The organism is Streptomyces sp. SID3212 (assembly GCF_009865405.1).
In the GTDB taxonomy this organism is placed as follows: domain Bacteria; phylum Actinomycetota; class Actinomycetes; order Streptomycetales; family Streptomycetaceae; genus Streptomyces.
Genome location: NZ_WWJY01000246.1, coordinates 1 through 24,301, shown reverse-complemented (window position 1 = coordinate 24,301; position 24,301 = coordinate 1). Strand labels below are relative to the sequence as shown.

19 protein-coding genes and 1 pseudogene are annotated in these 24,301 nt (G+C 67.1%); 6 read left to right on the top strand and 14 right to left on the bottom strand.

Going from position 1 to position 24,301, the window contains the following annotated elements; genetic code table 11:
• Positions 1–2: 2 nt before the first annotated feature.
• The 8 genes from GT042_RS07385 to GT042_RS07350 form a co-directional block, all read right to left on the bottom strand.
• A complete protein-coding gene (locus tag GT042_RS07385) occupies positions 3–800 on the bottom strand; it encodes a creatininase family protein (protein WP_161307903.1) in 798 nt (265 codons plus the stop codon).
• The gene (locus tag GT042_RS07380; protein WP_161307902.1) at positions 797–1,588 is read right to left on the bottom strand and encodes a class I SAM-dependent methyltransferase; all 792 of its coding nucleotides are present in this window, start codon (positions 1,586–1,588) and stop codon (positions 797–799) included. The genes GT042_RS07385 and GT042_RS07380 overlap by 4 nt, the downstream gene beginning before the upstream one ends.
• Positions 1,585–2,247, bottom strand: coding sequence for an HAD family hydrolase (locus GT042_RS07375; protein ID WP_161307901.1), 663 nt, complete (start codon positions 2,245–2,247; stop codon positions 1,585–1,587). Before GT042_RS07375 ends, GT042_RS07380 begins: the two co-directional genes overlap by 4 nt.
• A complete protein-coding gene (locus GT042_RS07370) occupies positions 2,247–2,687 on the bottom strand; it encodes a hypothetical protein (RefSeq protein WP_161307900.1) in 441 nt (146 codons plus the stop codon). Before GT042_RS07370 ends, GT042_RS07375 begins: the two co-directional genes overlap by 1 nt.
• Complete coding sequence (locus GT042_RS07365) at positions 2,684–3,739, bottom strand: enolase C-terminal domain-like protein (protein ID WP_161307899.1); 1,056 nt, start codon at positions 3,737–3,739, stop codon at positions 2,684–2,686. The genes GT042_RS07370 and GT042_RS07365 overlap by 4 nt, the downstream gene beginning before the upstream one ends.
• Positions 3,739–5,784: a hypothetical protein gene (locus tag GT042_RS07360; protein ID WP_161307898.1), complete on the bottom strand. Its 2,046-nt coding sequence runs from the start codon at positions 5,782–5,784 to the stop codon at positions 3,739–3,741. The genes GT042_RS07365 and GT042_RS07360 overlap by 1 nt, the downstream gene beginning before the upstream one ends.
• A complete protein-coding gene (locus GT042_RS07355) occupies positions 5,781–6,860 on the bottom strand; it encodes a hypothetical protein (RefSeq protein ID WP_237530548.1) in 1,080 nt (359 codons plus the stop codon). Before GT042_RS07355 ends, GT042_RS07360 begins: the two co-directional genes overlap by 4 nt.
• A gap of 95 nt (positions 6,861–6,955) precedes the next feature.
• On the bottom strand, positions 6,956–7,435 hold the full coding sequence (locus GT042_RS07350) for an ATP-binding protein (protein WP_161307896.1): 480 nt from the start codon (positions 7,433–7,435) through the stop codon (positions 6,956–6,958).
• Positions 7,436–7,641: 206 nt separating this feature from the next.
• Here GT042_RS07350 and GT042_RS07345 point away from each other — a divergent pair, with 206 nt between their 5' ends.
• Both GT042_RS07345 and GT042_RS07340 read left to right on the top strand, forming a co-directional pair.
• Positions 7,642–8,856: a helix-turn-helix transcriptional regulator gene (locus GT042_RS07345; RefSeq protein ID WP_237530547.1), complete on the top strand. Its 1,215-nt coding sequence runs from the start codon at positions 7,642–7,644 to the stop codon at positions 8,854–8,856.
• Between the two features lie 26 nt (positions 8,857–8,882).
• Entirely contained in the window at positions 8,883–9,359 is a 477-nt protein-coding gene (locus tag GT042_RS07340; protein ID WP_161307895.1) for an NUDIX hydrolase, read from the top strand.
• 130 nt (positions 9,360–9,489) lie between these two features.
• On the opposite strand, the gene GT042_RS07335 is transcribed toward GT042_RS07340, so the two are convergent.
• The 3 genes from GT042_RS07335 to GT042_RS07325 all read right to left on the bottom strand — a co-directional run bounded on the left by GT042_RS07335 (position 9,490) and on the right by GT042_RS07325 (position 15,953).
• A complete protein-coding gene (locus GT042_RS07335; protein WP_161307894.1) occupies positions 9,490–13,065 on the bottom strand; it encodes a DEAD/DEAH box helicase family protein in 3,576 nt (1,191 codons plus the stop codon).
• A 180-nt stretch (positions 13,066–13,245) separates the two neighbouring features.
• Entirely contained in the window at positions 13,246–14,436 is a 1,191-nt protein-coding gene (locus GT042_RS38065) for a restriction endonuclease subunit S (RefSeq protein WP_202532468.1), read from the bottom strand.
• A complete protein-coding gene (locus GT042_RS07325; protein ID WP_161307893.1) occupies positions 14,433–15,953 on the bottom strand; it encodes a class I SAM-dependent DNA methyltransferase in 1,521 nt (506 codons plus the stop codon). The genes GT042_RS38065 and GT042_RS07325 overlap by 4 nt, the downstream gene beginning before the upstream one ends.
• A gap of 534 nt (positions 15,954–16,487) precedes the next feature.
• On the opposite strand from GT042_RS07325, the gene GT042_RS07320 reads away from it, so the two are divergent.
• The gene (locus tag GT042_RS07320; RefSeq protein WP_161307892.1) at positions 16,488–17,429 is read left to right on the top strand and encodes a DUF3800 domain-containing protein; all 942 of its coding nucleotides are present in this window, start codon (positions 16,488–16,490) and stop codon (positions 17,427–17,429) included.
• 345 nt (positions 17,430–17,774) lie between these two features.
• On the opposite strand, the pseudogene GT042_RS38795 reads toward GT042_RS07320, so the two are convergent.
• Positions 17,775–18,011 (bottom strand): annotated as a pseudogene (locus tag GT042_RS38795) (site-specific integrase); the annotation flags it as partial.
• Positions 18,012–18,463: 452 nt separating this feature from the next.
• On the opposite strand from GT042_RS38795, the gene GT042_RS07310 reads away from it, so the two are divergent.
• Together GT042_RS07310 and GT042_RS07305 are read left to right on the top strand one after the other, a co-directional pair.
• Positions 18,464–18,886: a hypothetical protein gene (locus GT042_RS07310; protein WP_345943705.1), complete on the top strand. Its 423-nt coding sequence runs from the start codon at positions 18,464–18,466 to the stop codon at positions 18,884–18,886.
• Positions 18,883–19,161: a hypothetical protein gene (locus tag GT042_RS07305; RefSeq protein WP_161307891.1), complete on the top strand. Its 279-nt coding sequence runs from the start codon at positions 18,883–18,885 to the stop codon at positions 19,159–19,161. Before GT042_RS07310 ends, GT042_RS07305 begins: the two co-directional genes overlap by 4 nt.
• 263 nt (positions 19,162–19,424) lie before the next feature.
• Here GT042_RS07305 and GT042_RS07300 read toward each other — a convergent pair whose 3' ends face one another.
• On the bottom strand, positions 19,425–21,404 hold the full coding sequence (locus GT042_RS07300; RefSeq protein WP_161307890.1) for an ABC transporter ATP-binding protein: 1,980 nt from the start codon (positions 21,402–21,404) through the stop codon (positions 19,425–19,427).
• Between the two features lie 221 nt (positions 21,405–21,625).
• Positions 21,626–22,327 (bottom strand): hemerythrin domain-containing protein, encoded by a 702-nt coding sequence (locus GT042_RS07295; protein ID WP_161307889.1) that lies wholly within the window; start codon positions 22,325–22,327, stop codon positions 21,626–21,628.
• Positions 22,328–22,492: 165 nt separating this feature from the next.
• On the opposite strand from GT042_RS07295, the gene GT042_RS07290 reads away from it, so the two are divergent.
• A partial coding sequence (locus GT042_RS07290; RefSeq protein WP_161307888.1) for a prolyl oligopeptidase family serine peptidase occupies positions 22,493–24,301 on the top strand: 1,809 nt, incomplete at its 3' end.

Here is a 24,301-nt window from a genome sequence, read left to right as displayed (position 1 = left end):
CTCTACGGGCGGTAGGTGGTGAGCTGTTCGAGCACATCAGCTGCGGCATCAAGGGCTCCGGCCAGAACGGACCGGCCGTGGTGGGCGGAGGCAGAACGCGGGTCGCCGCCGATCACACCGTGGGCGGCGACAGTGGCGTCGCCCGAGGACCACGGCCAGGTCAACCCGCGATCGAACACGATCCGCCGGGTTGTTTCCGGGCCTTGGGAGCCGAGGGAACCGTCAGTCGGTAGGCGGTCGAGGTGGACGTCCTCCGGTGCCAGAGCCAGCATCAGCGAGGTCTCGCGCACCCCCGCGTGAACTTCCGGGACCCGCCCTTCCGTGCGGACGGGCGACAGAGCGCTCGGGTGGATCACGCACACCTCCACCCCGTACGCGAGGCGCAGCTCGTGCACTGCGGCCTCCAGAATTCCGCGGTTGCCACCGTGGCCGTTGACGATCACGAGATGCCCCGCGGCGGTGGCCCGCGTGTACTCGCGGACCACCTCGTCCAGCAGGTACAGGAACGTCGCCGCCCGGAGCGTCATCGTGCCGGGCGCCCAGGCGTGCTCCGGTGAGAGCCCGTACGGCATGACGGGCAGAGCCCAGAGGTCGTGGCGTTCGCCGTAGCGCTCGACGAGGAGCTCGGTGAACGCCTCGGCTATCACCGTGTCCGTGTTGAGCGGCAGATGCGGTCCGTGCTGTTCGCACGAGCCGATCGGCAGGCACAGCACCGACGTCTTCGTGAGCGCGCTGGTGACATCCGGAGCTGCCAGCCGACCGTAGCGCCGACGGCTGGCGGCAGTGGGGATGGCGGTCACTCCTGGGGCCTCCGGCCGATGCGGATGAGGAACTCATTGTCCTCGGGGAAGGTGTCGTCGCCGCTGTGCTCGGCAAGGGCCGCCTTCACCGAGGTCTCGAACTCCCCGAGGCGGTCGCCGAAGAGGTGCGGTGCCGCGAACGTCGTGGAGTACAGGTAGCCGAGCACGCTGTCGGCGGTCCAGGTGCGGTGGACCGGTACCCGGATCTCCTCGACCTCGCAGAACGGCGACTCGGCCATGATCTCGCTGTACGGGCGGTCGTGGTGATTGAAGGTACCGGCGCCCGCCCTGCGCTCCTCGCCCAAAAACTCCTGGACTACGGCACGTACATCCCGCTTCCAGGAGCTGTCCGCGGCCCAGAAGCTGTTGTCTCCGAAGATGGCCACGGCTCCGTGCGGGGTGACCTGTTGGTCGAGGAGTCGGAGGACGGCGGCCTGGTCGAGCCAATGGAAGGCCCGGCAGATCGTGACGAGGTCGGCCCGCCATCCCGCTGGGGGAACGAAGTCCTCGGCTGTCGTCTCGATCAGCGTGAGCTCGCTTCCGGACGGCAGGGCGGGGCGGAGCGCGGACTCTGCCGCGGCGAGCATCTCCGCGTCGTTGTCGATGGCGATGATGTCGTCGAACCGGCCGAGCAGGGACTCGGCAACAAGCCCCGTACCGGTGCCGACATCGAGCAGCCGGCGCGGACGGGCCTGCGGGGCAGCCTGGTCGAGGACGACTGCGACCTCCTCGGGGATACCCGGGCGGTACTGGCGGTAGAAGCCGACGGTGCCGGTGAACAAGGTCATGAATCGCTCCGTGTGAGGTGGTGCCGGACGTGGGTAACGGCGTCAACAAGATCGTGGGCGACCCGTACGCGCTGTTCAACGAGGAGGCGCGGGTCGGGAATGGTCCGGCCGTGGGAGATCCAGACCGCCCTCGCCCCTGCGGTTGTGGCTCCCTGGATGTCGCATTCCCAGTCGTCTCCGACGTGGACGATGCGCGACAACTCCACCCCGCACTCCTCGGCGACCGTCTGGAACGCACGGTCGTCGGGCTTGGCGTAGCCGGTACGGCAGGAGGGGAAGTGCGCGCCCACCCACGGCGAGAGCAGATCGAGGAGGCGCTCCGGATCGGCTTCGGTGCACGTCACGTTCGACAGTGTCACGACGGACGCCATGTCGCTCAGCGCCTGCAGGGCCTCGACCGTCCCGGGGAACAGCACCAGAGGGGCAACAGGCAGGTCGCGGGGGAAGTCGGACGGCTCGATGCGGAGCGCCAGGCAGACCCTGTCGACCACGGCCTCGGTGATCTCGGGCACGGTGTGGAGGACGTCGCGCATGACCCTGCGGGCTTCCTTGGGACCGAGGGGCGAGGCAGCCGCCAGCCGGGCCGCGAGCCCGGGTCCTTGCGCGCTTCCGAGCGTGCCCCCGATGTCCAGGCTGATCAACGCTTGCGCCCTTGTCATCACGCCGCCTCGGGGTGGTAAGACGGCAGGGCGGAGACGATGGCCTCGATGCGCGCTGCCCGGATGGCGTCGGTTGTGGCTTCACCGAGGAACGTCAGCGCATAGCGCAGTTCGGCCGGGTCGAGCGCCGCCACGTCGCGTGCGCGTTCTTGGGCCGCGTCGGTGAGGTCGACGGGAATTCTGCGTTGGCGTGCCCCGTGCGGCAGGTGCAGGACACCGGTCCAACGCGAGGCCAAGGCGGAGACCGCTTCCGTGGGGCGCAGGACGGTGACGTCGTCCAAGCTGATGATCCGCACGGGGACGGACTTGGAGCCGAGTTCGAGTCGGCCGGTGAGGAAGGTGTCGTGTCCTTCGACGTGCTGTTCCAGGACGAGCAGCAGGCCATGCTCGTCCTGGCGGGTTGTTCCGGTGACGGGGAGCGTTTCGTTGGTGGAAGTCACTGCGGTCTCCGGGGCTCGGTGCCTAGGCCGGCGGATGCGGGTGAGGGGAAAGCGCCGTGTGCGGGCGTCCAGGGCTCCTTGTAGAGCTGCTGGCGGCGTGGCTCCCACTGGCGCCGGTACTCAACCGCCGGGACTACGTCCGGGAACGCCGCCGCGAGGTGAATGCCGGGTACCAGGGAACGGCCGTGTGGGTAGAGGGAAATGCTTGCCTCCCGCGCCGCAGAAACGATTTCGACAGCACGGGTAAGCCCGCCGCAGCCCACGACGTCGATCGTGAGGGCAGCAGGCCGGATCTCGCCGAGGAGACGCGGCAGGTCCTCCTCGGGCATGAGCCTCTCCCCGACCGCCAGGGGAAGGCCGGTGGCGGCGAGACGTCTGTAGACCGGCAGATCGTGCTCAGGCAACGGGTCCTCCAGCCAGAAGAGCGCTGAGGCGTCCACCTGGGCAGCGAACGCGGTGCTCAGTTCGGGGTTCCATGTGCCGACCGCGTCGACGGCGAAGCCAGTGCCGAGATGCTGGGCGGCCCGCTGTACGGCGCCCACGAGGTCACGGGCTTCAGAGGCGATGGTCGGTCCCGGCCGCCGGCGCAGGCCCCACTTGGTGAACGCCCAGCCTTCCTCAGCCACTTGCACGAGCGCATCAGGCGTTTCCGAACTGGTGAGGTCCGCCCGGAGCCATGAAGCGTAGGCCGGGACCTGGGTGCGAGCGCGCGGCTGTGCCAGCAGTTCAGCCACCGGTTTACCCAGCAGGCGTCCGTGCAGATCCCAAAACGCGCAGTCCACGGCGCCTACGGCCCATTGTTCGGGCCACCCGCGACGGTCACCGCCGACCGCCCTGCACAGCCGCCGTACAAGGCCCCGGTGATCGGTGACGGGGGTACCGGCCACGGCTGCGGCGATGGCCTCGACGGTCCGACCCACCTCCGTGCTGACAGGGCCGTACCAGCCGACGTCGCCGCCGCCCCGCGCTGCCACGAAGACGGTGTCGTCACCAGGGCAGGTTGCTTCTGCCGTCTGGACAACCTCGATCTTGACCAGGGCGGGCTCCGTCATCACGCCACCTCCCGCTTCCGGTCCACCAACCGGCGGGCCGCGCACATCAGGCCAGCCGGGTCGAGACCGAGCGCATGGGCCAGCGCCGCTTGCGGCGCTGGCTGGGGTGGCTCACGCCAGCCGACGACCTCGATGGGACGCCCGAGCCTTCCGCCCAGCAGCCCCCACACCGCGGCCGGGTGGCCGAGGGTGACCACGAGCACGGGTGCGTGCCGGCCGAGGTAGCGGTCGAGTTCGGACTCGGCCAGCCCACGCGGCCAGACGGCCGGATCACCGAGGACCGTGAGATCGAGGACGCTCACGACGCGGACCCGGCACCCGAGCTTCTCCCGGATGACGGGCACCGAAGCGGTGGCGACCTCGGCGGGGAGATCCCCGGCGACCACGACCGTCAGGCCGGGCTCTCCACCGTCGCTGAGGTGCGGCCAGATGGCCAGGCCGCGCCTCTGCTCCTCGCTGATCGTGGCGGTGGGGTGGTTCACGGTGGCGTGCTTCCCGGCGATCAGGACGTTGACGCGTCCGACGGAACCCAGCGATTCGTCCGACGCGACGGCTGCCCGTCGCGGATCCGCCGGCGTCAGTATGCGCACCGCTGGGTCGCCAGTGGCGAGGAGCATCGTGGCCAGGGAGGGATCGCCGTGGGTGTACACGTTGTGCCAGCCGTACGAGGTGAGCAGCAGGTTGAGGCTGGGGGACGGCTTGCCCACGGCGAGGCGCCGGTGCTTGAGATGCCCGACGATGCCTGCGGCGAGGAGGGGCGAGAACGCCTCGTACGAGATCAGAACGCCTCGCCGGCCGCTGGCCGTCCATCCGGACAGCCAGCCCAGGAGAACTTCTTCGGCCAGCACTTCGGACACCCAGGGTTCGTCCTGCAGCTCCGCAAGATGGTTCGAGGCGAGTTCGTCGGGGCTGAAGACCCGGAGGTCTCCGACTGCGGCGTGGCCACGCAGAACCTTGGCGATGGCGTGCCCGAACCGGTCGCTGTCGGGATTCCTTGTGTGGAACGGACTGGGCCAGGGCGTCTTTGCAGGCCGAGCAGCCAAGTGCCATCTGGCCGCGCCCAGCGCATCGGCGACGTCGCCTACGGGTTGCCCGCTGCCGTCGAACAGCTCGGCAGGCCGGTAGGCGGCCAGCCACTCCTCCAGCTGCTTCCGCTGGAATTCGTCGTACCGGGCGCCGCTCAACGGTGTCTTGTGGGCGTGCGCTGTGCCCAGCACACGTTGGCCCCCCACGATCTCCGGACCGCTCCACCCCTTCACGCATCGGAGGAACACTGCTGCCCGGTCGCCGCCAGCGGACTCCTCTAGCGCCTCCGCAAGCGCCGTACGGAAGGCGCGGTGTTCGTCGTCCGAAGCTGCCCCGACATCGACCACGCGGCCACGCCAGCCCAGCCCAGCCGCGTACGCGCGGAGCTGCGCGTCGTCCATAGCGCCGAGCAGCGATCGGTCACCCATCCTGAAGCCGTTGACGTGCACGATGGGCACCACAGCGCTGTTCCGCAGCGCGCGGGCCGCGAGCCAGGAAGCAGCAGTCGTAGGGGTCTCGCATTCGCCGTCGCCGATGACGGGAACCACGACCCGGCCCGGAACGTCGGCGGCCAAGCCGTGGCTGAACGCCATTACGCCGCCGAGACAACCGCCCGGAGCAGCGCCCGCCGCCAGGAGCGGATGGACCTCGGAGCCGAGTCCGTCGGTCTCGGGGAAGTCTCGCGCGAGCCGAGCAAGCCCCTGAGCGTCACGGGAGTACTGGGTACGAAGCATGGCAAGCTCGCCGGTCAGCCACGCAAACGCCAGCTGGACGACGCCCGCGTGGCCCGCGCCCAATACAGGTACGACCGCGCGACCGGGCGGTGCTTCCCCTGCCGCAAGCACGGTGTGCGCGAGGGCCCACGTGGTGCCGGGAACGGTGCCCCAATGGCCCGACGGCCGCGACTTGACGTGCCCGGCCTCAAGCGGCTCGGCCAGCAGGACGTTGTCGTTCAGGTGGAGAAGCACCACCGAGACGTAGGTGGCGGCCCGCCACAGCGCGTTGGCCTGACTCGTCACGGGGCCACCAGGCTCTCGTCGCCGAAGGTGAAGTACCAGAGAGGCCGGTAGCACTCCCACGCCTTCGGACGCAGGCCGGTGGGCCCGGCGATCTGCTCGATCTCCTGCCTGGCTCGCAGGTAGTAGTCCAGGGTGTCCGAACCGTCCGCCCGGAGCCCGGCCATGATCGCGTTGTGGGCCTGGTACACCTGGAAGTTCGGGAACTCCGTGGTGAAGGGCATCAGTTCACTGACGCCCCTACGCAGCTCTTCCAGAGTGTCGAGACCGACGACGTAGGTGAACGAGGTCCCGTGGCCCGCCTGCATTGCCCGCTGGAGAACGCGCGGCATTTCGTCGGCGGTCAGGATCGCTTTGCTGGCCTTCAGCAGCAGATCCCGTCGGCTGAAGCACTCCGCTGTGAGCCGCAGCACGAACGGCGCCACGTGCTCGGCCAACTCCTCGAACGCCTGCCTGCTGCTGATCACCGAGGTGAGGAACCCGATCCGGGCACCCACTCCGTGCACATCGAGCACCTCGCGGAGGCCGAGCAGGTGGTCGACAGCTGCACGCTCCCGCTCGAAGCAACCGGTCGATACGGTGACCTCGACGAGCTCGCGCAGGTTGCGACGAGGGTGCTGTTCGGTCATCGCGGCCAGCAGCTCGCTGAGCTGGCGCTCCTCCGCCAGTCGGGGATCAGCCGCGGCCTCCAGCGTGTTGGGGCAGAACGCGCAACCGACACAGCGGCTGCGGGCGTTGGGATTGAGGGTCGCCGCACGCCCGTCGTCCCGGAAGTACCCGCCGACCGCCTCGTCGGCGGCCACTCGCTCGACGGTGCCGATCGGGATGCCGGCCAGAGACAGCTCGTCGCCCCGTAACGAAAAGGGGGATGTCTGCGCGTTCAGCGGAACGATCACCATCCATGGAACGTGCGGACGGGAGGCGAGGCGTATGGACACGCGTGCCCTGTGCCTGCCGTGCGCGGAAGCGATCCCGAACAGGTTGATCGCGATGAGCAGGGCGTCCTCCACGGGGACGTAGTGCTCGTCTGCCAATTGCCGAACCGTGGAAAGTGTGAGCGGCGCCGACGTCTTGCTCAAGGATGTGGTCATGGACCCTCCGAGGGGGCTTGAATCGGGGTCTGCCAAGTCCGACGGTGTGCCCGTCCCGTAACTGGCTGTTGGGACTGCCCGTCTCACGACGTACTCGTCACAAGCTCGGCCCAGACGGTCTTGCCTCCTGGCGTCTCTCGCTCGACGCCCCACCGCCCGCAGAGCGCCTCGACCAGGAGCAGCCCGCGGCCCGTCTCCGTCGAGGAACCCGGCGCCTTCTGGCGGGGGAGGGAGGAGCCGGTGTCCGCGACTTCGATCCTGAGCCGCTGGTATCCCGGCTTGAGGCGCACGTCGAAGCAGTCGCAGGCGTCGGCCTGAGAGTGCAGCACGGCGTTGGCAGTGAGCTCGGACGCAACAAGCTCGGCGTCATCGATGAACTGCATCTCGTATCCCCATACGTCGGCGACTCTCCGCACCAGGGCGCGGATGGCGGGTACGGAGCTGGGCGAGTTCAGGAACGTCATCTGCAGGACCACGCAGCCGCCGTCAACGTCGAGTAACCCGTTCTCGGGAACACCCCGCTCCCCTGCCGGGCTGTCCCGCTCCGACCCGTAGAGAGGCACGCGCGGACCGTCCACGGCAGCGGGAACGGCGGGAGGAACGCGCCTCATCTGCTGTCTTGATCGGTCCATCAACCACGCCTCCCTCGTCTGGAACAGCCTGTGCCGACGACTGCTTGATGCCACGTCAGAACGCTAGGAGGATGAACCGCGAGGAACCCGGAAAATTCTTCCGGGGTCCATGAACCGGGCGACGCCAGGCTGGAAGCATGCAGGAGATGACCCACAGTTTGAGCATCGGCGAACGTGTCGCCTGGTACCGGCGGCGGCGAGGCATGCCGCAGGAGGTGCTCGCCGGATTGGCCGGTCGGACTGCCGACTGGCTCAGCAAGGTGGAGAACAACCGCATCGATCTCGACCGGCTGTCGGTGATCAAGGTTCTGGCGGACGCTCTCGACGTGCAACTCGGCGATCTCCTCGCTGAGCCGTCGCTGTTGGACTGGGCCGGCAACAGCCAGGCCGGCACGGTGCCTCGCTTACGCGAAGCCCTCATGGACTACAAGCGCATGTCGCCCCTGCTTGCGGTCGACAAGCCACATGACCTCCCTGACCTTGAGATCCTGCGTGCCGAGGTCGGGTCAGCATGGTCGGCCTACCAGGATGCCAAGTACACCCGGGCTACCCGGCTGATCCCGGACATCCTGGCCGACGCGCAACGGGCAGTGCGTGGATATGAGGGAGACGCCAAGCTACAAGCGAAAGCGCTGCTGGCGATGGCGTACCAGGGCGCGGCAATGGTGCTGACGAAGATCGGCGAGGCGGATCTGGCCTGGATGGCAGCCGATCGAGGCTTGGGGGCGGCGCAGGAGTCGGGGAACCCCGATGTCACCGGCTCGCTCTTCCGGTCCGTCGCCCACTGCCTCCTCTCCAACGGTCGGCTCGCTGCTGCCCGCGACCTCGTCACCGACTCCGCCGGCTACCTGGAGGGAGGACTCTCCGACGCCTCCCCAACCTACGTGTCGGTCTACGGCACCCTCTTCCTCGTCGGGGCCGTGGCCGCGGCCCGCCTCGACGACCGGGCCACCGTCCGCGCGTTTCTTGCCGAGGCCGACAGCGCGGCGCAGCGCCTCGGCCAGGACGCCAACCACATGTGGACGGCCTTCGGCCCCACCAATGTGGCCATCCACCGTATCTCCACCGCGATGGAACTCGGCGACGTCCAGGTCGCCGCCGACCAGGGGCCCCGGGTGGACTCCTCCACCCTTCCCCTGGAGCGTCGCGTCCGCCACACCCTCGAAGTCGCCCGAGCCTACAGCACCGACGAGGCCCTGGCCCTCGTCCTGGACGCCGAGGAACTCGCCCCCGAGCAAGTCCGCTACCACTTCATCTCCCGCCACCTGGTGACCGCCTGGGTCCGACAGCAGAAGGGCAAGCCGAGCCACCAACTCGCGGGCGTCGCCCAGCGGCTCCGCATCGTGGGGTGACGGGCGCAGCGACTACAGTCGTCGTCATGAGCGAGCCCCAGGCCCAAGAGGAAGTAGCCCAGCCCCGCACCGCTGCCGGCGTGCTCATCTTCGACGAGGCGGGTCGCGTCCTCCTGGTCAATCCGACCTACAAGCACGGCTGGGAGATCCCGGGCGGCTACCTCCACCCCGGGGAGACCCCCAGCGAGGGAGCCGCCCGCGAGCTCAAGGAGGAGCTGGGCCTCACCACCCCCATCGGCCGCCTCCTCGTCGCCGACTGGGCACCCCACCCGAGCGAGGGCGACAAACTCCTCTTTGTTTTTGACGGCGGCCTCATCACCGATGCAGATCGAGACCAGATCACCGCGGATGGCGTGGAGATCGGCGAGCATGCCTTCCACGACGAGGACCAGATCGACACCATCCTGATCCCCCGCCTCGCCCGTCGAGTCCATGCAGCCTTCGCAGCGAAAGCGGACGGAAAGACCGTCTACCTCGAGCACGGCAGCATCAGCGGATCATGACGTTCGCTGCTCTGCAATCGAGCGAGCTCAAGCCCTCCCCCGGTCCGGGTGCCATGATCGTCGAAACTCGGCACCAGGACACGTTCGTATCGATGTTCAGCCAGCGTCCTTGATCACTGCGGCGCCGAGCCTATGCCGCGAGGGTGATGGGCTTGGCCGTCTGCTCCAGGTCCTTGAAGATGACCTTGAGGCGTTCGAGCTCGTCACCCGTGAACAGGTCGTCCGGACCGCCGGGCGCAAGGTCAGCGAACGAGTCGTCGTAGAGGTCTCCCAAGCTGAGGATTCCGCGCCGCACAACCGTGTCGATTATCAGCGTCAGGAAGTCGATCTGGCGGGAGCCGAGCTGCTTGCCAGCGCAGAAGGTCTCGAACGCCTTCTGTGCGGCCTGCCGGTCCAGCCCGCATAGCCCGCGCACGAACAGACCGAGACCTCCGGAGGAGCGCACGTCGTCCAGGTCTTCGGGCGAGGCGACAGCCTCCGCGAGGAAAACCTCCTCCAGACTTGCAAGATCGAGCTCGGTGATCTGCTCGTTGAGGCGCAGTTTGCGCACCACCGGCTGATCTTCGTGGCGAAGGAGATAGGCCCGCGCCTTCTGCTTGAAGCGCTGCTCGTCCGTACCTTGAGGCATGCCCTGGATCTCCGCCTCACTGATGTCGCCAAACTCGTCGACGAAGTCGGTGTAGACGATGTTTCGCTTGACCGCGGGGTCGGTGAGCCGAGCGAGCTGGCGCAAACGGCACCGCATATCCTCCAGCATCGGGAGCGTCACGTCGTTCCACCACTCCTCGCCGGACACCGCTTCCAGAAGTTCCGCCTGCTCGCCGACCGCCGGGATGTTGGTCTTGGTGACCAGGTTGGACGCGATGTCCTGGATCTTCGCGCGCAGTTTGGCGAACTCCTTACCGCCTTCCAGCGCGGCGAGCTGGAGGCCGTACGCCATCAGGTCGAACCGCTTGGCCTCCTCGCCCGTCTCTTCGTCGGGACGGAACTCGCTGGGGAGACCAAGCAGGTGGTCACGGATCTCGGTGTCCGCAGCATCGTCCACCCGGTGCCAGCTGCCGAACTCACCGAAGACCTCGATCTCCCTACGGTGCGGGCGTACCAGGAAGTTGTCCAGGTTCATACCGGTGACAGTCCGATGCAGCCGGTGAGCCAGCGCCCAGCGGATCTCGGCCTCGGTACTGATCGCATCGGGACCAGCATCGCGTGCAGGATCGGGCTGCTGCCGCTTGTCCAGGACCCGGACCAGGTCAAGCTGGCGCCGCAGGAGCTGCTCGGTGAGGGTGGCGGCCCTGCGCCCCTCTGACCGGTCGAGTTGGCTGTTGAAGAAGTCGATGTTGCCGCAGAAGTCGAAGACGTAGAAGTTCTGCTTGTTGTGCGCGGGGTTGGTGGTATCGGGACCATAGAGGGCCGGACGCAGGCGGGTACCGCGACCGATCATCTGCCAGAATTTGGTCCTGGAGAAGACCGGCTTGGCGAAGACCAGGTTGACCACCTCGGGCACGTCGATACCGGTGTCGAGCATGTCGACGGAGATGGCAATGTCGGGAGCGTTCGGCGGGTTCTTCGGGTTGGAGAAGCTGTCAATGAGGGACTGTGCGTAGGTCTCCTTGTACGTGATCACGCGCGCTGTATGGCCGGCGCCCTTCGGGTAATTGGCGTTGTACCGGGCCTCGATGTAGCGGGCGTGTTCGGTGTTTTTGGCGAAGATGATCGTCTTGCCGAGCCGGTCGCCGCCCTCGACACGGTGACCACGCGTCATGAGCGTCTCCAGCATCTTGTCCACGGTGTTGTCGTTGAAGAGGTACGTGTTCATCTCGTCACGGCTCACCGCGTCCGGGATGTCACCGTCCTCGGTCCACTCCATGGCGTCCCACTCGGCCTTCTCCTCGTCCGAGAGGTCGGCGTAACGAATGCCGTGCTCCATGAACTTCAGCGGCACCTTCACCGCCTTGGGCAGGACGAGATAGTGCTCGGCGGCCGCTTCCTGGAGGTCGTACGAGTCGGTCGGGACCCCGTCCTCCATGGCGAACAGCTTGTACGTGTTGTGGTCGATCTCGTCCTTGGGCGTGGCGGTCAGGCCGAGCAGCAGCGAGTCGAAGTAGCGGAACAGCTCGCCGTACTTCGCGTACACGGAGCGGTGTGCCTCGTCGATCACGATCAGGTCGAAGTAGCCGGGACCGAAGCGGCGACGGCCCGCGCCCTCGATGACATCAATCTGCTTCATCATCGTCTGGTACGTGGAGAGGTAGACACGGGCCGCCGCACCCTTGTCGTCGAGGAGGCTGGCTACCGGGGTGTTCGGCAGGTTCTCCTTGAACGCCTTCATCGCCTGGGTGACCAGTGCCTGCCGGTCGGCGAGGAACAGCACCCGCTGCGCCCACCCCGCCTTCATCAACTGGTCCACGAGGGCCACGGTGGTACGGGTCTTGCCGGTGCCGGTCGCCATGACGAGCAGCGCTTGCCGCCCCCGGTCCCGCTCGAAGGTCTCGCCCACACGCTTGATCGCACGAAGCTGGTAGGGACGGCCAGCGATCTTCTCGTTCACCGGTGTGGTCATCAGGGAGAGACGCCCGGCACGCTGCCGGATGTGCCAGTGCAGCTCGTCCCTCGTGAAGAACCCCTGCACCTGGTGGGGCGGGTAGCCAAGCCCGTCGTCCCAGAGGTAGGTCTCGTATCCGTTGGTGTAGAAGATCACCGGGCGGCGGTTGAACTGGCTTTCGAGCGCGTCTGCATACAGCTTCGCCTGCTGCTGCCCGTCCCGGGCGTCACGCCGGGTCCGCTTGGCCTCGATCACGGCGAGAGGCTTGCCGTCGTCGCCCCAAAGCACGTAGTCGACATAGCCCCTGCCGCTCTTGGTGGGCATACCGGAGGCGATCGCGTACTCCGTGTCCTTACCGGGCGTGAGGAGATCCCAGCCCGCTTCTTTGAGGAGCAGGTCTATGAACGCGTCGCGGGTCGCCTGCTCGTCGTAGTCGTGGGTGTCCTGCACAGCCTGGTTGGCGGCCTTCGCGGCGGCGATCTGTGCCCTGAGCTCTTCGAGTTGGCGAGCCAGGTCCGCGTTCTGAGCGCGCTCGGCCGCGAGCTGCTCGGCCTGCTGCTTGAAGCGGGCCTCGTCCTGCGCGTCCTTGGCCTTAAGCTCGGCTTGCCTTAGAGCGCGCGCCTGAGGGGAGAGCGGACGCGGCACGACGCTGGTGTCGAATTCCAGGCCGGCGGGGGGCAGTGCGGCGGGCCGGAGAGTATAGGTCCGGGCGAACCAGTAGAGGGAGTGGAACAGCTCCCTGACGCTTGCCTCAGCGATGGATTTCGGGACGGGGGCGGCCTTGTGCACGGCATTGTTCCCATGCCGACGGATGAGGTCCATCTTGGCGTTGACCCTCGGCCCCACGAGCTGCCGAAAGGTCGGCTCGTGGAGCATCGCCGCGAGGTCCTTCTTGTAGGGCTGACTGAGGCTGCTGTCCTTGTCGTACATCCAGCGGGCCGCGATCTCGATGGCGCGGCGGGAGTAGAAGCAGGCGGCTCGGGGGTCGTGGTGGATCAGCCGCTCAGCGCGCGTCGCTTCGTCGCAGAGGGCGGGCCATTCGGCACGGAGGAAGGCGAAGTTGCCGCCTGCGGCACCGGCGATGCTGCCGGAGGCGGCGCGATCACGGGCGTGCTTGTTCTGCTCGGCTTGCCCCTGATCATCGCTGTGCTGCTCGTTACCCATGCCGATGTCCCTCCCCTGTTGCGCCGGCCTGTCATACGTTCCCTGGACGTCCCAGCCCGTACGAGGCCAACGCATCTTGCCCGTCTCCTACGGCAGAACCCCCTGGGCCGAGCCCCCCTGCCCGGCTGTGGCGGTGGCGTGGTGCAGTCGGTGCTGAGCACCAGGTACGGCGGGGGCTGCTTACGCCGCGTCGCCGGTCGCTTCATGATTCCAGAGCATACCGGTGAAGGCACGCTGTTCCAGAGAGGTGAAGAGTTCGTCAAGGGCTGCTAGGTGGGTGCGGTTGGCGCCCTTGGACGCTTCAATAGCCTTTACGCGTTCCGAAAATACTCGGATCAGATCCTCGCCCGGGTAAGGAATTTCCAGACCGCGAAGGACGGCAAGATTGATATTTTTCTGCGCAGACTCAGAGGCGGAAGCCTCCAGCGTCTCCTGAAGGAACGACAGCCAGGCTCGAATGTATTCAACTTTCGCCGGACTTGCGGTAAATCCAACCACACTGTCAGGAAAACATGCATCAAATGTGAGAATGCCCGCCTTGGCAATATTTGCCGCAATAGTGATGCACAAGGTTCCTGCGGGCCAAATCCTGCTTTGATTCAGACCGATGTCAGAATAGGTGGAGGTAAAACTGGTGATATATCCACCGGAACCGGCAACGTCTCCTGTCTGAATCAGAGGGAACTCTCCACCCAGCAAGGCTGGATCATTCCGAGGGCGATGCTTGGAGACGCCTCGATCAAGGGTTCCCATTTTCCCCAGTTTCCGCCGCGGCCAGCCTCTCGAATTAACGATAGGATCACCGAACATGTCAACGAAGACGGACTGGGCGAGGTCGTCGAGGAGGGCAATGGCCTCGCGAAGCATGGCACGGAGCGCGTCCAGATGGTCAAGGGCAGCGGCGATGCGCTTCTGCTCCGCAAGCGGCGGCAACGGGACCATGAGGCGTCGCAAGTAGGCTTCAGGAACCCGCCTCTGACCGCCGCTGCCAGTCATCCGAAGCTCACCCTCGATACGGATCCAATGTTGTCGAAGGAATCTCAGCAAGTATCGCGCGTCCGCGTCTTGTTTAGGTCGAACAACATGGAATTCCGTAGAACCTGCACCGATTTCGTGCTCAAGCTGCGCCTGCGCGATCTTGCCGTTCTGGAAACATGGCGCGATTTTCGCGACAAGAACATCGCCGGCATAGAAAGGCGTGTAACCGTTGCGCACTTCACCGTACCGCCGCGTTACACCAGGAGTCGTAGTTCCGAGCTCAGAAACATCTGCCATACCCAGAAACGACACCTCAGTTTCAGGATCGATGGCCTTTTTATATGAAGGATTAATCTCAGCAATCTCACCCAACGGCAGGGATGTGAAACTCATGCGAACATCCCTTTCAGCTCCGCCGTGCCCTTGGCGATTTCTTCGTTGAGTTGCTCCAAATCAGCCAGGATCTCCGCCGGCGTCCGCGTCACGATCTCTTCGTGGACAATCTCCTTGTAGCAGTTCAGGGAGAGGTCGTAGCCCTGGACTGCGATGTCCGCCTTGGGTACGCAGAAGCTCTGCTCGGTCCGCGCCCGGTTTCTCTCCGTGCCGGCCCGTTCCTGCCAGCGGGCCAGGATGTCGGGGAGGTTGTTCTTCAGGAGCTCGTCCATCGCCAGCGGGTCGCCCTGCGGGCGGACACCCAAGCGCGCCTCCGGAAGCAGCGGGTTACGCTTGTCGTCCAAGCTCAGGCCGTCCGCCTGCACGTCGTAGAACCAAACGTGGTCAGTGCCACCCGAATCTGTCTTTGTGAAGAACAGGATCGCAGTCGAGACACCGGCGTACGGTTTGAACACTCCGCTCGGTAGCTTGACTACGGCCTGGACTTGCTGCTCCTCCACCAGAATACGGCGCAACTCCTTGTGCGCCTTCGTCGAGCCGAAGAGCACGCCATCGGGGACGATGACAGCGGCCCGACCACCGGGCTTCAGGAGCCGCAAAAACAATGCCAGGAACAGCAGTTCCGTCTTCTTGGCCTTGACGATGCGCAGGAGGTCTACGGCCGTGGACTCGTAGTCCAGGCTTCCCGCGAAGGGCGGATTCGCGAGGATCAGGGAGTAACGCTCAGCCTCGCCCGCTGCACTCTCCGCGAGCGAGTCGCGATGCCGGATGTCAGGGTTCTCAATGCCATGCAGCAGCATGTTCATCGAACCGATGCGCAGCATCGTGTTGTCGAAGTCGAAGCCGTGGAACATCGACTCGTTGAAGTGCTTGCGCTGCTCAACCCCCAGCAGCGCGTCGCGATGCACCCGCTGCACGTATGACGCCGCCTGCACCAGGAATCCGGCCGTGCCGCACGCCGGATCGCAGATCTCGTCGCGAGGTCCAGGCTGGGTCATCTCGACCATCAGGTCGATGATATGCCGCGGCGTGCGGAACTGGCCGTTTTGCCCCGACGTGGCGATCTTCGCGAGCAGGTACTCGTAGATGTCGCCCTTGGTGTCGCTGGTGTCCATCGAGATGCCGTCGAGGAGGTCGACGACCTTCGCCAGCAGGTTCGGCCCGGGAATCGTGAACCGGGCGTCCTTCATGTGGTGGGAGTACGTCGATTCGTCACCGCCCATGCGGCGCAGGTACGGGAAGACGCCATCGGCGACAAGCCCGTACATGATCTCGGGGTCCCTGACCTTGAAGTTCTGCCAGCGTAGGTCCTGCTGGTCATCCGAGAAGAAGGGGTCCGGGTCAGGCTTGCCCGTTGCTGTCGCCTTGCGGTCCTTACGGGTCTGGATCTCGTCCAACCGCTTGACGAAGAGCAGGTACGTGATCTGCTCCATCACCTCCAACGGGTTGGAGATGCCGCCGGACCAGAACGCGTCCCAGACACGCCCCACCTTACTCTTCAGTTCGCCGGTAATCACACCGTGGATCCTACGACCATGGAGCCCCCCAGAAGGCCACGTTGCGGTCTCCGATACGGCCCCGGCCGTTCAGACACCGACGTCCGCGCGCCCCATCGCGCCCGGACCGCCGCGCAGACGCGTCACCACCGCAAAGCCAGCCAGGGCTGATGCCAAGAACAGGCCGCACGGCCGGACTCCGCTCCAGCTCGGGCGGCAGCGAGGATGACTTTGGGGGCATGCCGCCGTCCCAGGTGTCCGTCATTTCCGCCTGCACGGGCACTACGGCCGGTCGAGCCACGGGCACAGTTCAAGATCTTCCGCGGACCGGCCGGGCGCACGCCCAGGTCTCGGTGCGCTTGGACGACGTTCTCGGCTTCGATGCCGGGGCTGGCTGAAACCCTCCCGCCGGTCAACCGAGTGTGACGCCCGTCTTGACCACTCGTCGCTGCCTTGGCAGGATCCCATTCAGCAAGCAAAACATCGCGCATATGGCTGCGCAGACCCTGTGGCCGTCCCTTCGGGGGCGGCCACAGACGTGTTTACGGAGGTTCGGTGCATCTTTGCTACATCGACGAGGCGGGCAACGGGCAAACACTTGATCCTGTGCGGCCGGACGCCCCTCCAGTCCTCGTCGTCGGCGGATTCACCGTGCCTCGGAACCACATCAGGTCCCTCACCTGGGCCTTCCTCGACGTCAAGAAGCATTACCGGCCGCAGCTACGGAACGCGGACCAGCTCTCGGACGTGATCCAGCACGAGATCAAGGGCGCGGACGTTCGCAAGAACCTCCGCGCCGGCAACCACGGCTGGCGGCGTGCGGCCATGGAGTTGATCGCTTCACTCCTCGACATGCTGGAGGCTCACGAAGCGCGCATCCTCGCTCGTGTGTGGATCAAGGAAGAGGGGCTGGCGTTCGACGAGTCCGGGGTCTACCCGGCCTCCGTCGCCGCGCTGAACGAGACCTTCCAGGCTCAGCTCGCCCATGAGCACTCGCGCGGCATGATGGTGCTCGACAGCCGTACAAAGGTGAAGAACGCCCCCAACGTCCACTGCGTGACCACCCGCAAGTACCGCACGGGTGGGGACAGCCTGCGCGGGGTCATCGAGTCCCCGGTCTTCGGGCACAGCGACACTCACACGCTTCTCCAAGTCGCTGATTTGCTGGTGTCCTCCCTCCTGTTTCCGATCGCGTGTCATGCATACCTGAGCGACGTGACGTGGAACGTGCACTGCGACGACGCTTATCGGCCGCTGCGAGAGCAGTTCGGTCAACGGCTGAAGAAGCTGCAGTTCCGTTACCAGGACGCCGGAGGGAAGTGGCGGGGTGGGATCGTGGTGTCCGACCGACGGACGCAGCAGCCGTCGAATCTGATGTTCGGCCCTCGCAAGACCTCCGCCCTTTCTTCGGCCTCCATCCCCGGCCAGCAGGGCATGCGGTACGACGACACGCTGCCGGGAGCAGGAGCAACCGACGGTCTGCCGTCGTCGACCTGACCGAGGCGAGTGAAAGAAGACAAGGAGACGGGGTGGCAGCCGCATCAGCTGCCACCCCTGCGAGGCAAGCGCAGCATTGCTGCAGGAAGAGCCCACTTCTCTGGGAGAATATTGGGAGACGATCATGGAAAAAACCGCCTCCCAAGACCCGCTCAGACCAACCCCCACCCACCCCCTGACCTGCGACTTCCCAAATCCCACAGGCCAACGGGCGGGCAGGGCCTCATTCGGGACGAAGAGGTCGTGGGTTCAAATCCCGCCACCCCGACAGCTGGGTAGCAGATCAGGGCCACCGACTCACGTGAGTCGGTGGCCCTGATTCGTTGTGCGTGACTATCTGCGTGACTACCGCTCCAGACGAGGCCCCACGCCGAAGATCCCGTCCATAGCCACGGCCCCAGTCTGGATCACCGGGCGAATCTGCTTCCGGTAGACCTCCTCCGTCACGGCAGTACTGGAGTGGCCGACCACGCGGGAAATCTCTTCGAACGGGATCTCTCGATCCGACAAGATCAAGATGAAGGAGGTCCGCGTCTCTCTCGTGGTTGACTCGTGCGGCTTGAGTTCTTCGGCGCCCGGCAACTGTGCGGCCCGCGTGTGAGGGGGGTGGGTGCGGAGCCACTCGGGATCCTGGGACGTAGTCGTCCGGGAACCCCTGTCCGGCTAACAGTCACCACTGACAACGCCCATCCTGCTGAGTGCCCGTTGAGTGTCCCACTGGGTCGTACAACCGCGAACAACCCTGGGCGCTGCCAGCCGCAAGGACCATCCAAGTGAGGCCATCAGGTCGGATGTTGTGGCGGGCCCTGCGCGTGAGCGCAGGTGCTCGGATGCGTTCATGGGCTTCGGTCGGCTTGGGGCGCAGTGGTGTTTGATCGGCCGCCTCGGGCACCGGGAAGTACCGTTGTGAAACCCTGAAGACAGGTGCTGCCCGTGCCCGCGAGAATTCGGGCATGTCCACGGACGTCAGCGGAATGATCGAGTGCAGGCCTGGAGTCCTGCTCTAGGGCGAGGACGATGAAGATACGGTCTGGGTGGGCGCCATCGATCTGTTCGTCCTCAGCGTCGGCAACGCCTACGACGCGCTCGCCTGTCTCTTCGGCGTGCGCAACACCTTCGGGTTCCGGCCGCTGGCCGCGGATCGTGGTCTGCCGGAGGACACGTCCGACGGGGTGCGTGCCGACTTCTCCGCGTACGGCGGAGCCGCGTACGTCCATGGCACCACCTGGATCTCCTGGGCCGAGTTGAGCGCCGCCGACTGGGACGCGACCGATGGCTCTGGCGTACATAGCCGTCGTGCGGTCGCCAGCGACATCACCCACTGGGGACCCGTCTGGGAGGTCATGCGGACACTGAGTGGGCTGCACGGCGCGGAGAACGTACGGCTCGTCGTCTGGTCGGATGACCCTGGTGGGAGTGGAGTGGGGAGGAGGTCGGTGGTCAGGAGGAGTTGGTGAGCAGATGGTTCCGTAGCTACTGGGACGAAGAGGACACGTGGTTCTACTTCGAGGTCGGTGACGACGGGTGGGTGAGCCGGCAAGTTGAACTCGAAGGGCCTGCGCGGCGGCCTGTCGCGGCGGCGTCCGCCGGGGATGTTGACGCCCGGTACGGCTTCACCGCCGAACTGCCCGTCACCGACTGGGAAGGGCACATCGAGATGCCCATGACCTTCCAGGAATTCGAAGAGGTGTGGCGCGCGGCCCGGCACCGTCTCATGGATCTCGAAGTCTGAGAAGCGGCAGGTCAGGCGGCCTTCACAGCTTGCCGAAGATTATTCCGGAGACCCATGTGGTCAACCTATGAGGGGCCGATTCGCGGGGCAAGATCCACCGCCTCGGTGCCCTCTTCACCGGTGTGGAGGGTGAGGGTCCCTGCCGGTGGTCGGCAGGTGGCGTTGTCAGATTTGGATTTCACGATCTGTTGCATGACCGAGCATGCGGAGCTGGTGTGCCAGGTGGATGGGTCACCCGTATCAAGGGGTGCGTTCAGCCGGTCTCAGGGGGTGGTTGTGGCCTGTTGGGCGGGGAGCGGTCGAGTGGGGGTTGTGGCGTATTGGGCTGCTTGGAGTTCGTAGAGGGAGCGGAAGAGTTTGGGGCCCTTGTTGTCGTTGGCGATCAGGGCGGGGAACGTGCCGCTTTCTGCTACTCGGCCCTGGTCCAGGACGTGAATCAGGTCTGCCGCGCGGACCGAGCCCAGGCGGTGGGTGATGAGGATGACCGTTTGGCCCGCGTCGGCGAGGGTGCGGATTTGTTCGAAGAGGCGTTGTTCCGCCTTGGCGTCGAGGGCCGAGGTCGGTTCGTCGACGATGAGGATCTGGCCGGCGCGGTAGTGGGCGCGGCCGAGGCCGAGGCGTTGCCATTCGCCGCCTGAGAGTTGGTGACCTCCCTTGTAGCCGCGGGCCAGCAACGTCTGCCAGCCTCGGGGGAGTTCGGCGATCAGGGAGTCCGCGCCCGCGTAGCGGGCCGCCTCGTCGAGGCGTTGGGAAGTGGATGGTACGTCGGCTCTGCCGATGCTGATGTTCACCGCCGCCGTGAACGGCCAGCGGTAGAAGTCCTGTCCCACCACCGCCACCCGCGAGACCAGTTCCTGGCGGTCGGCCTTCGACGCGTCCACGCCGTCCCACAGGATGCGGCCCGAGTCCGGTTGGTAGAGGCCGCAGAGCAGCTTGATCAGGGTGCTCTTGCCGCTGCCGTTCTCGCCCACCAGCGCGACGATCTTCCCCGTCGGGATAGTGAGGCTGACGCCGTCCAGCGCCCGCTTGTTGTCCTTGCCCCGGTAGGTGAACTCCACGTTCTCGAAGGTGATCTCGGAGGGGTCGGGGGGTAGCGGGAGGCCTCCCGTCGGGATGGACCGGGTGACCGCCTCCTCGCAGAGCCGGTGCAGGTCTCCAACGAACAGGCTTTCCTCGTGCAGGTAGTTGACCTGGAGGACGAGGTTCTCCAGGCTCGCCGAGCCGCTCCTGATCGCCAACACCGCCGTACCGCCCACCGCCAGAGCCATCGACCCCGTCCACAGCAGTCCGCCGAGGGTCGCGTACGCGGCGACCGCGGCGAGCCCCGTCCAGCCCGCCGCGATCAGTCCCGTACGGGCGGCGAGCCTGGCCAGCCGGCGCTGTTCCGCCTCCTGCGACTGCGCCATCGCCCGGAAGTGGTGCAGGAGGAAGGGGCCGACGTCGTGGACGCGGATCTCGGGTGCCGCGTCCGTGGAGATCAGCATCTGGCTGATGAGGTGGCCGGCCCGGGAGTGCTGCACCCAGACCTGGAAGGAGACGTAACGGCGCCTGGCCACCGTCAGGGCGGCCCACGCGCTGGGCAGTGTCATCGCGACGAGCAGGGGCAGCAGCACCGGATGCAGTACGGCCAGGACGCCGGCGGCCGCGACGAGGGACATCAGGGCGTTGAGGACGTTCTGGCAGTACTGCACCATCCGGCGCGCCGAACTCGCCCCGTACTGGGCGCTGTCGAGGAGTTTGTGGAACTCGTCGTCCTCGACCGCCTCCAACTCCACGCGGGCCGTGTGCGACAAGTACCGCTCGGTGGCGACCCGTTCGACCTTCGGTTCCAGTTGGCCCGTGCCCGCCGTGGCCAGGGCCCGCAGCACCGCGCCCACCAGCGCCGTACTTCCCGCGAGCACCAACGCGCCGCCCGCGTCGGTGAGTCGTTCGGCCGTGGTGCCTTCGCCGAGGAGGTGGGAGAGGACGCGGTTGACGGCGATCAGGCCGACCGCCTGGCTGATCCCCCTCCCGGCCTCGGCGAACGCGACCAGCCTCAGGGCGCTTCGGTCCGCCTCCCACGCCAACTGCCCTGTCGTACGCAGCAGTCGTGGCAGGCGCGTGACCATGGATCGTAGGTTCAGCTGGAGGAATGCGTCCTCGTGCTTGTTCCAGCCCATGTCGTACCGCAGGGCTCCGCCGAAGAGCAGTTCCTCGGACTCTGTTGTGTTGCTTTCGCCGGTGGGGGTTTTCCGCCTCGCCATACGCACTCCCGCTCGTGTCGTGCGTGGGTGTGGGTGACCGTCCGCGCTCCCCGGCATTCAATAGCCCCGCACCCCTCGCCGGAGAGGGCGCACAGTGCATCGGCGGCGGCGCGCGCGGGGCACGTCCGGCGCGAGGGCGGTGGTACGAGCCACGAGGGCGCTGATACGAGCCGCCGTACCCCCCCATCCAGGCCCCCGGCCCCGCGTCCCGTACGAAGCCGTCAGCGCGTCGCGCCCAGGGACTTCTTGGTGCTGCGGTAGCGGGTCAGGAGCAGCGGGCGCAGTCGGCGCAGAGGGGCGGGGAAGTTCGCGGCCATCGCCTCGTAGCCCGGCACCCGGACCGGGTCCTCCATCAGGCCGAACACCAGGTACGGGCTGTGGCGCGGCGCCCCGTGGACGATCGCCTTGCGGACCCGGATGATGTCGGCGTCCGGGACCTGGGGGAAGAGGTCGTGCAGGACCGGTTCCTCCCGGTCCAGGTGTGTCGCCAGGAGGTCCTGGACCTTCTGCGCCGACGGCAGGCCGGCGAGGGCCGCCTGGCCGACGACCGCCAGGGTCCTCGCGCGCTCCCCCGTGACGTCCGGGTCGGCGATGCCGTCCACCGCCCTGGCCAGGGTGTGCAGCTCCGTGTCCAGTGCTCCGTGTTCGACGGTCAGGCCGTCCAGTACGGCGATCGAGGACGGGAAGAGGCCGCGGAGGACCGGCCAGAGGAGTTCGTCCTCGCTCGCGTGGTGGTGATGCACGAATTCGATCAGCCAGCGGGACGTCCTGACCAGCGTCCTGACGTCGACCGCCTCCCCGGCGGTCAGCCGTGCGAACGACGCGGTGACGAGAGCGGCGCCCCGGCGCATGATCATGTGTACGGCGAGCAGCTCGTCGTACATCGTGGAGCCTTCGGCCCCGGCCTGGGGTGAAGCAGCCATCGTCTGGTCCTCGGCTTCGATTCCGTGACGCGTCCGCCCCCCACAGTGCCCCCGGCGGCAGGGCAGCGCATCTCGGACCTGGCCGGGAGAGTTATCCACAGGCAGTTGTCCACAGGCTGGGCGGTACGCCGACCGAATGTCCTGGCCCGGGCGCAGAATGGGGTCATGACTCAGATCACCGGTTCGATGCCGGATTGGGAGAAGCGCTTCCGGGCGCCGCGGGTTTCGCTGCCCGACTGGGCGGAGGACGCTCCGCAGCGGGCGCTGTTCGTGTCGAACGCGACGGGGACGTTCGAGCTGTACACGTGGGACAGGACCACGGGCGAGCAGCGGCAGGCGACGGACCGGCCGAACGGGACCACGGACGGGGTGCTGTCTCCCGACGGCGAGTGGATCTGGTGGTTCTCCGACACCGACGGGGACGAGTTCGGGGTCTGGATGCGTCAGCCCTTCGTGACCTCCCCGTCCGGGACCGGGGCGGGTGCGGGGGCCGGGGACGAGCCCGCGACACCGGGGCTCGCTCCCTCCTATCCGGGCGGGCTGGCGCTCGGTCGGGACGGCACCTCCGTCGTGGGGCGGTCCACCGACGAGGACGGGTCGACCCTCCATGTCGTACGGCCCGGGCAGCCGCCCGTCGAGATCTACCGTCACCGGGAGTCCGCCGGGGTCGGGGACCTGTCGTACGACGGCGATCTGCTCGCGATCGAGCACACCGAGCACGGGGACGCGATGCACTCGGCGGTACGGGTGCTGCGGCTGGACGGTTCGGTGGTCGCCGAGCTCGACGACACCGCGGGCGGGACGCGCGAGCTGGGTCTTGAGGTGCTGGGGTTCGCGCCGGTGGCCGGGGACAGCCGGCTGCTCGTCGGGCATCAGCGGCGGGGGCGCTGGGAGCCGGTCATCTGGGACCCGCTGACCGGCGAGGAGACCGATCTCGCCATCGAGCTGCCCGGGGACGTCAATGCCGAGTGGTATCCGGACGGGTCGGGGCTGCTGGTCACGCACAGCTTCGAGGCGCGCGACGAGCTGTGGCGGTACGACTTCGTCCGGCGCGCGCTGATCCAGGTGGACACCCCGCCCGGGACGGTGGTGGGGGCGACGGCCCGGCCGGACGGGAGCGTCGAGTACCTGTGGTCGTCGGCCGAGCTGCCGCCGGAGGTACGGTCCACGGCGGGCGGGGTCGTGCTCGATCCCCCCGGTCCCGCCGCGCCCGCGTCGGTGCCGGTGGAGGACGCGTGGGTGGCGGGTCCCGGCGGGCGGGTGCACGCGCTGGTGCAGCGGCCGGCGGGTGAGGGGCCGTTCCCGACGGTCTTCGAGATCCACGGCGGGCCGACGTGGCACGACAGCGACGCGTTCGCGGCCGGTCCCGCCGCGTGGGTGGACCACGGGTTCGCGGTGGTACGGGTCAACTACCGCGGGTCGACGGGGTACGGGCGCGACTGGACGGACGCGCTCAAGCACCGGGTCGGGCTGATCGAGCTGGAGGACATCGCGGCGGTCCGGGAGTGGGCGGTGGCCTCCGGTCTCGCGGACCCGGCGAAGCTGGTCCTGTCGGGGGGATCGTGGGGCGGCTACCTGACGCTGCTCGGCCTCGGCACGCAGCCCGACGTGTGGGCGGTGGGGCTGGCGGCCGTGCCGGTCGCGGACTACGTGACGGCGTACGACGACGAGATGGAGGCCCTCAAGGCGATGGACCGCACGCTCCTGGGCGGCACGCCGGAGGAGGTGCCGGAGCGGTTCGAGGCGTCGTCGCCGATCACGTACGTCGACGCCGTGCGGGCGCCGGTCTACATCTCTGCCGGTGTCAACGATCCGCGCTGCCCGATCCAGCAGGTGGAGAACTACGTCGACCGCCTGGCGGCCCGGGGCGCGCCGCACGAGGTGTACCGGTACGACGCGGGCCACGGCTCGCTGGTGGTGGAGGAGCGGATCAAGCAGGTCCGGATGGAGCTGGACTTCGCGGCGAGGCATCTG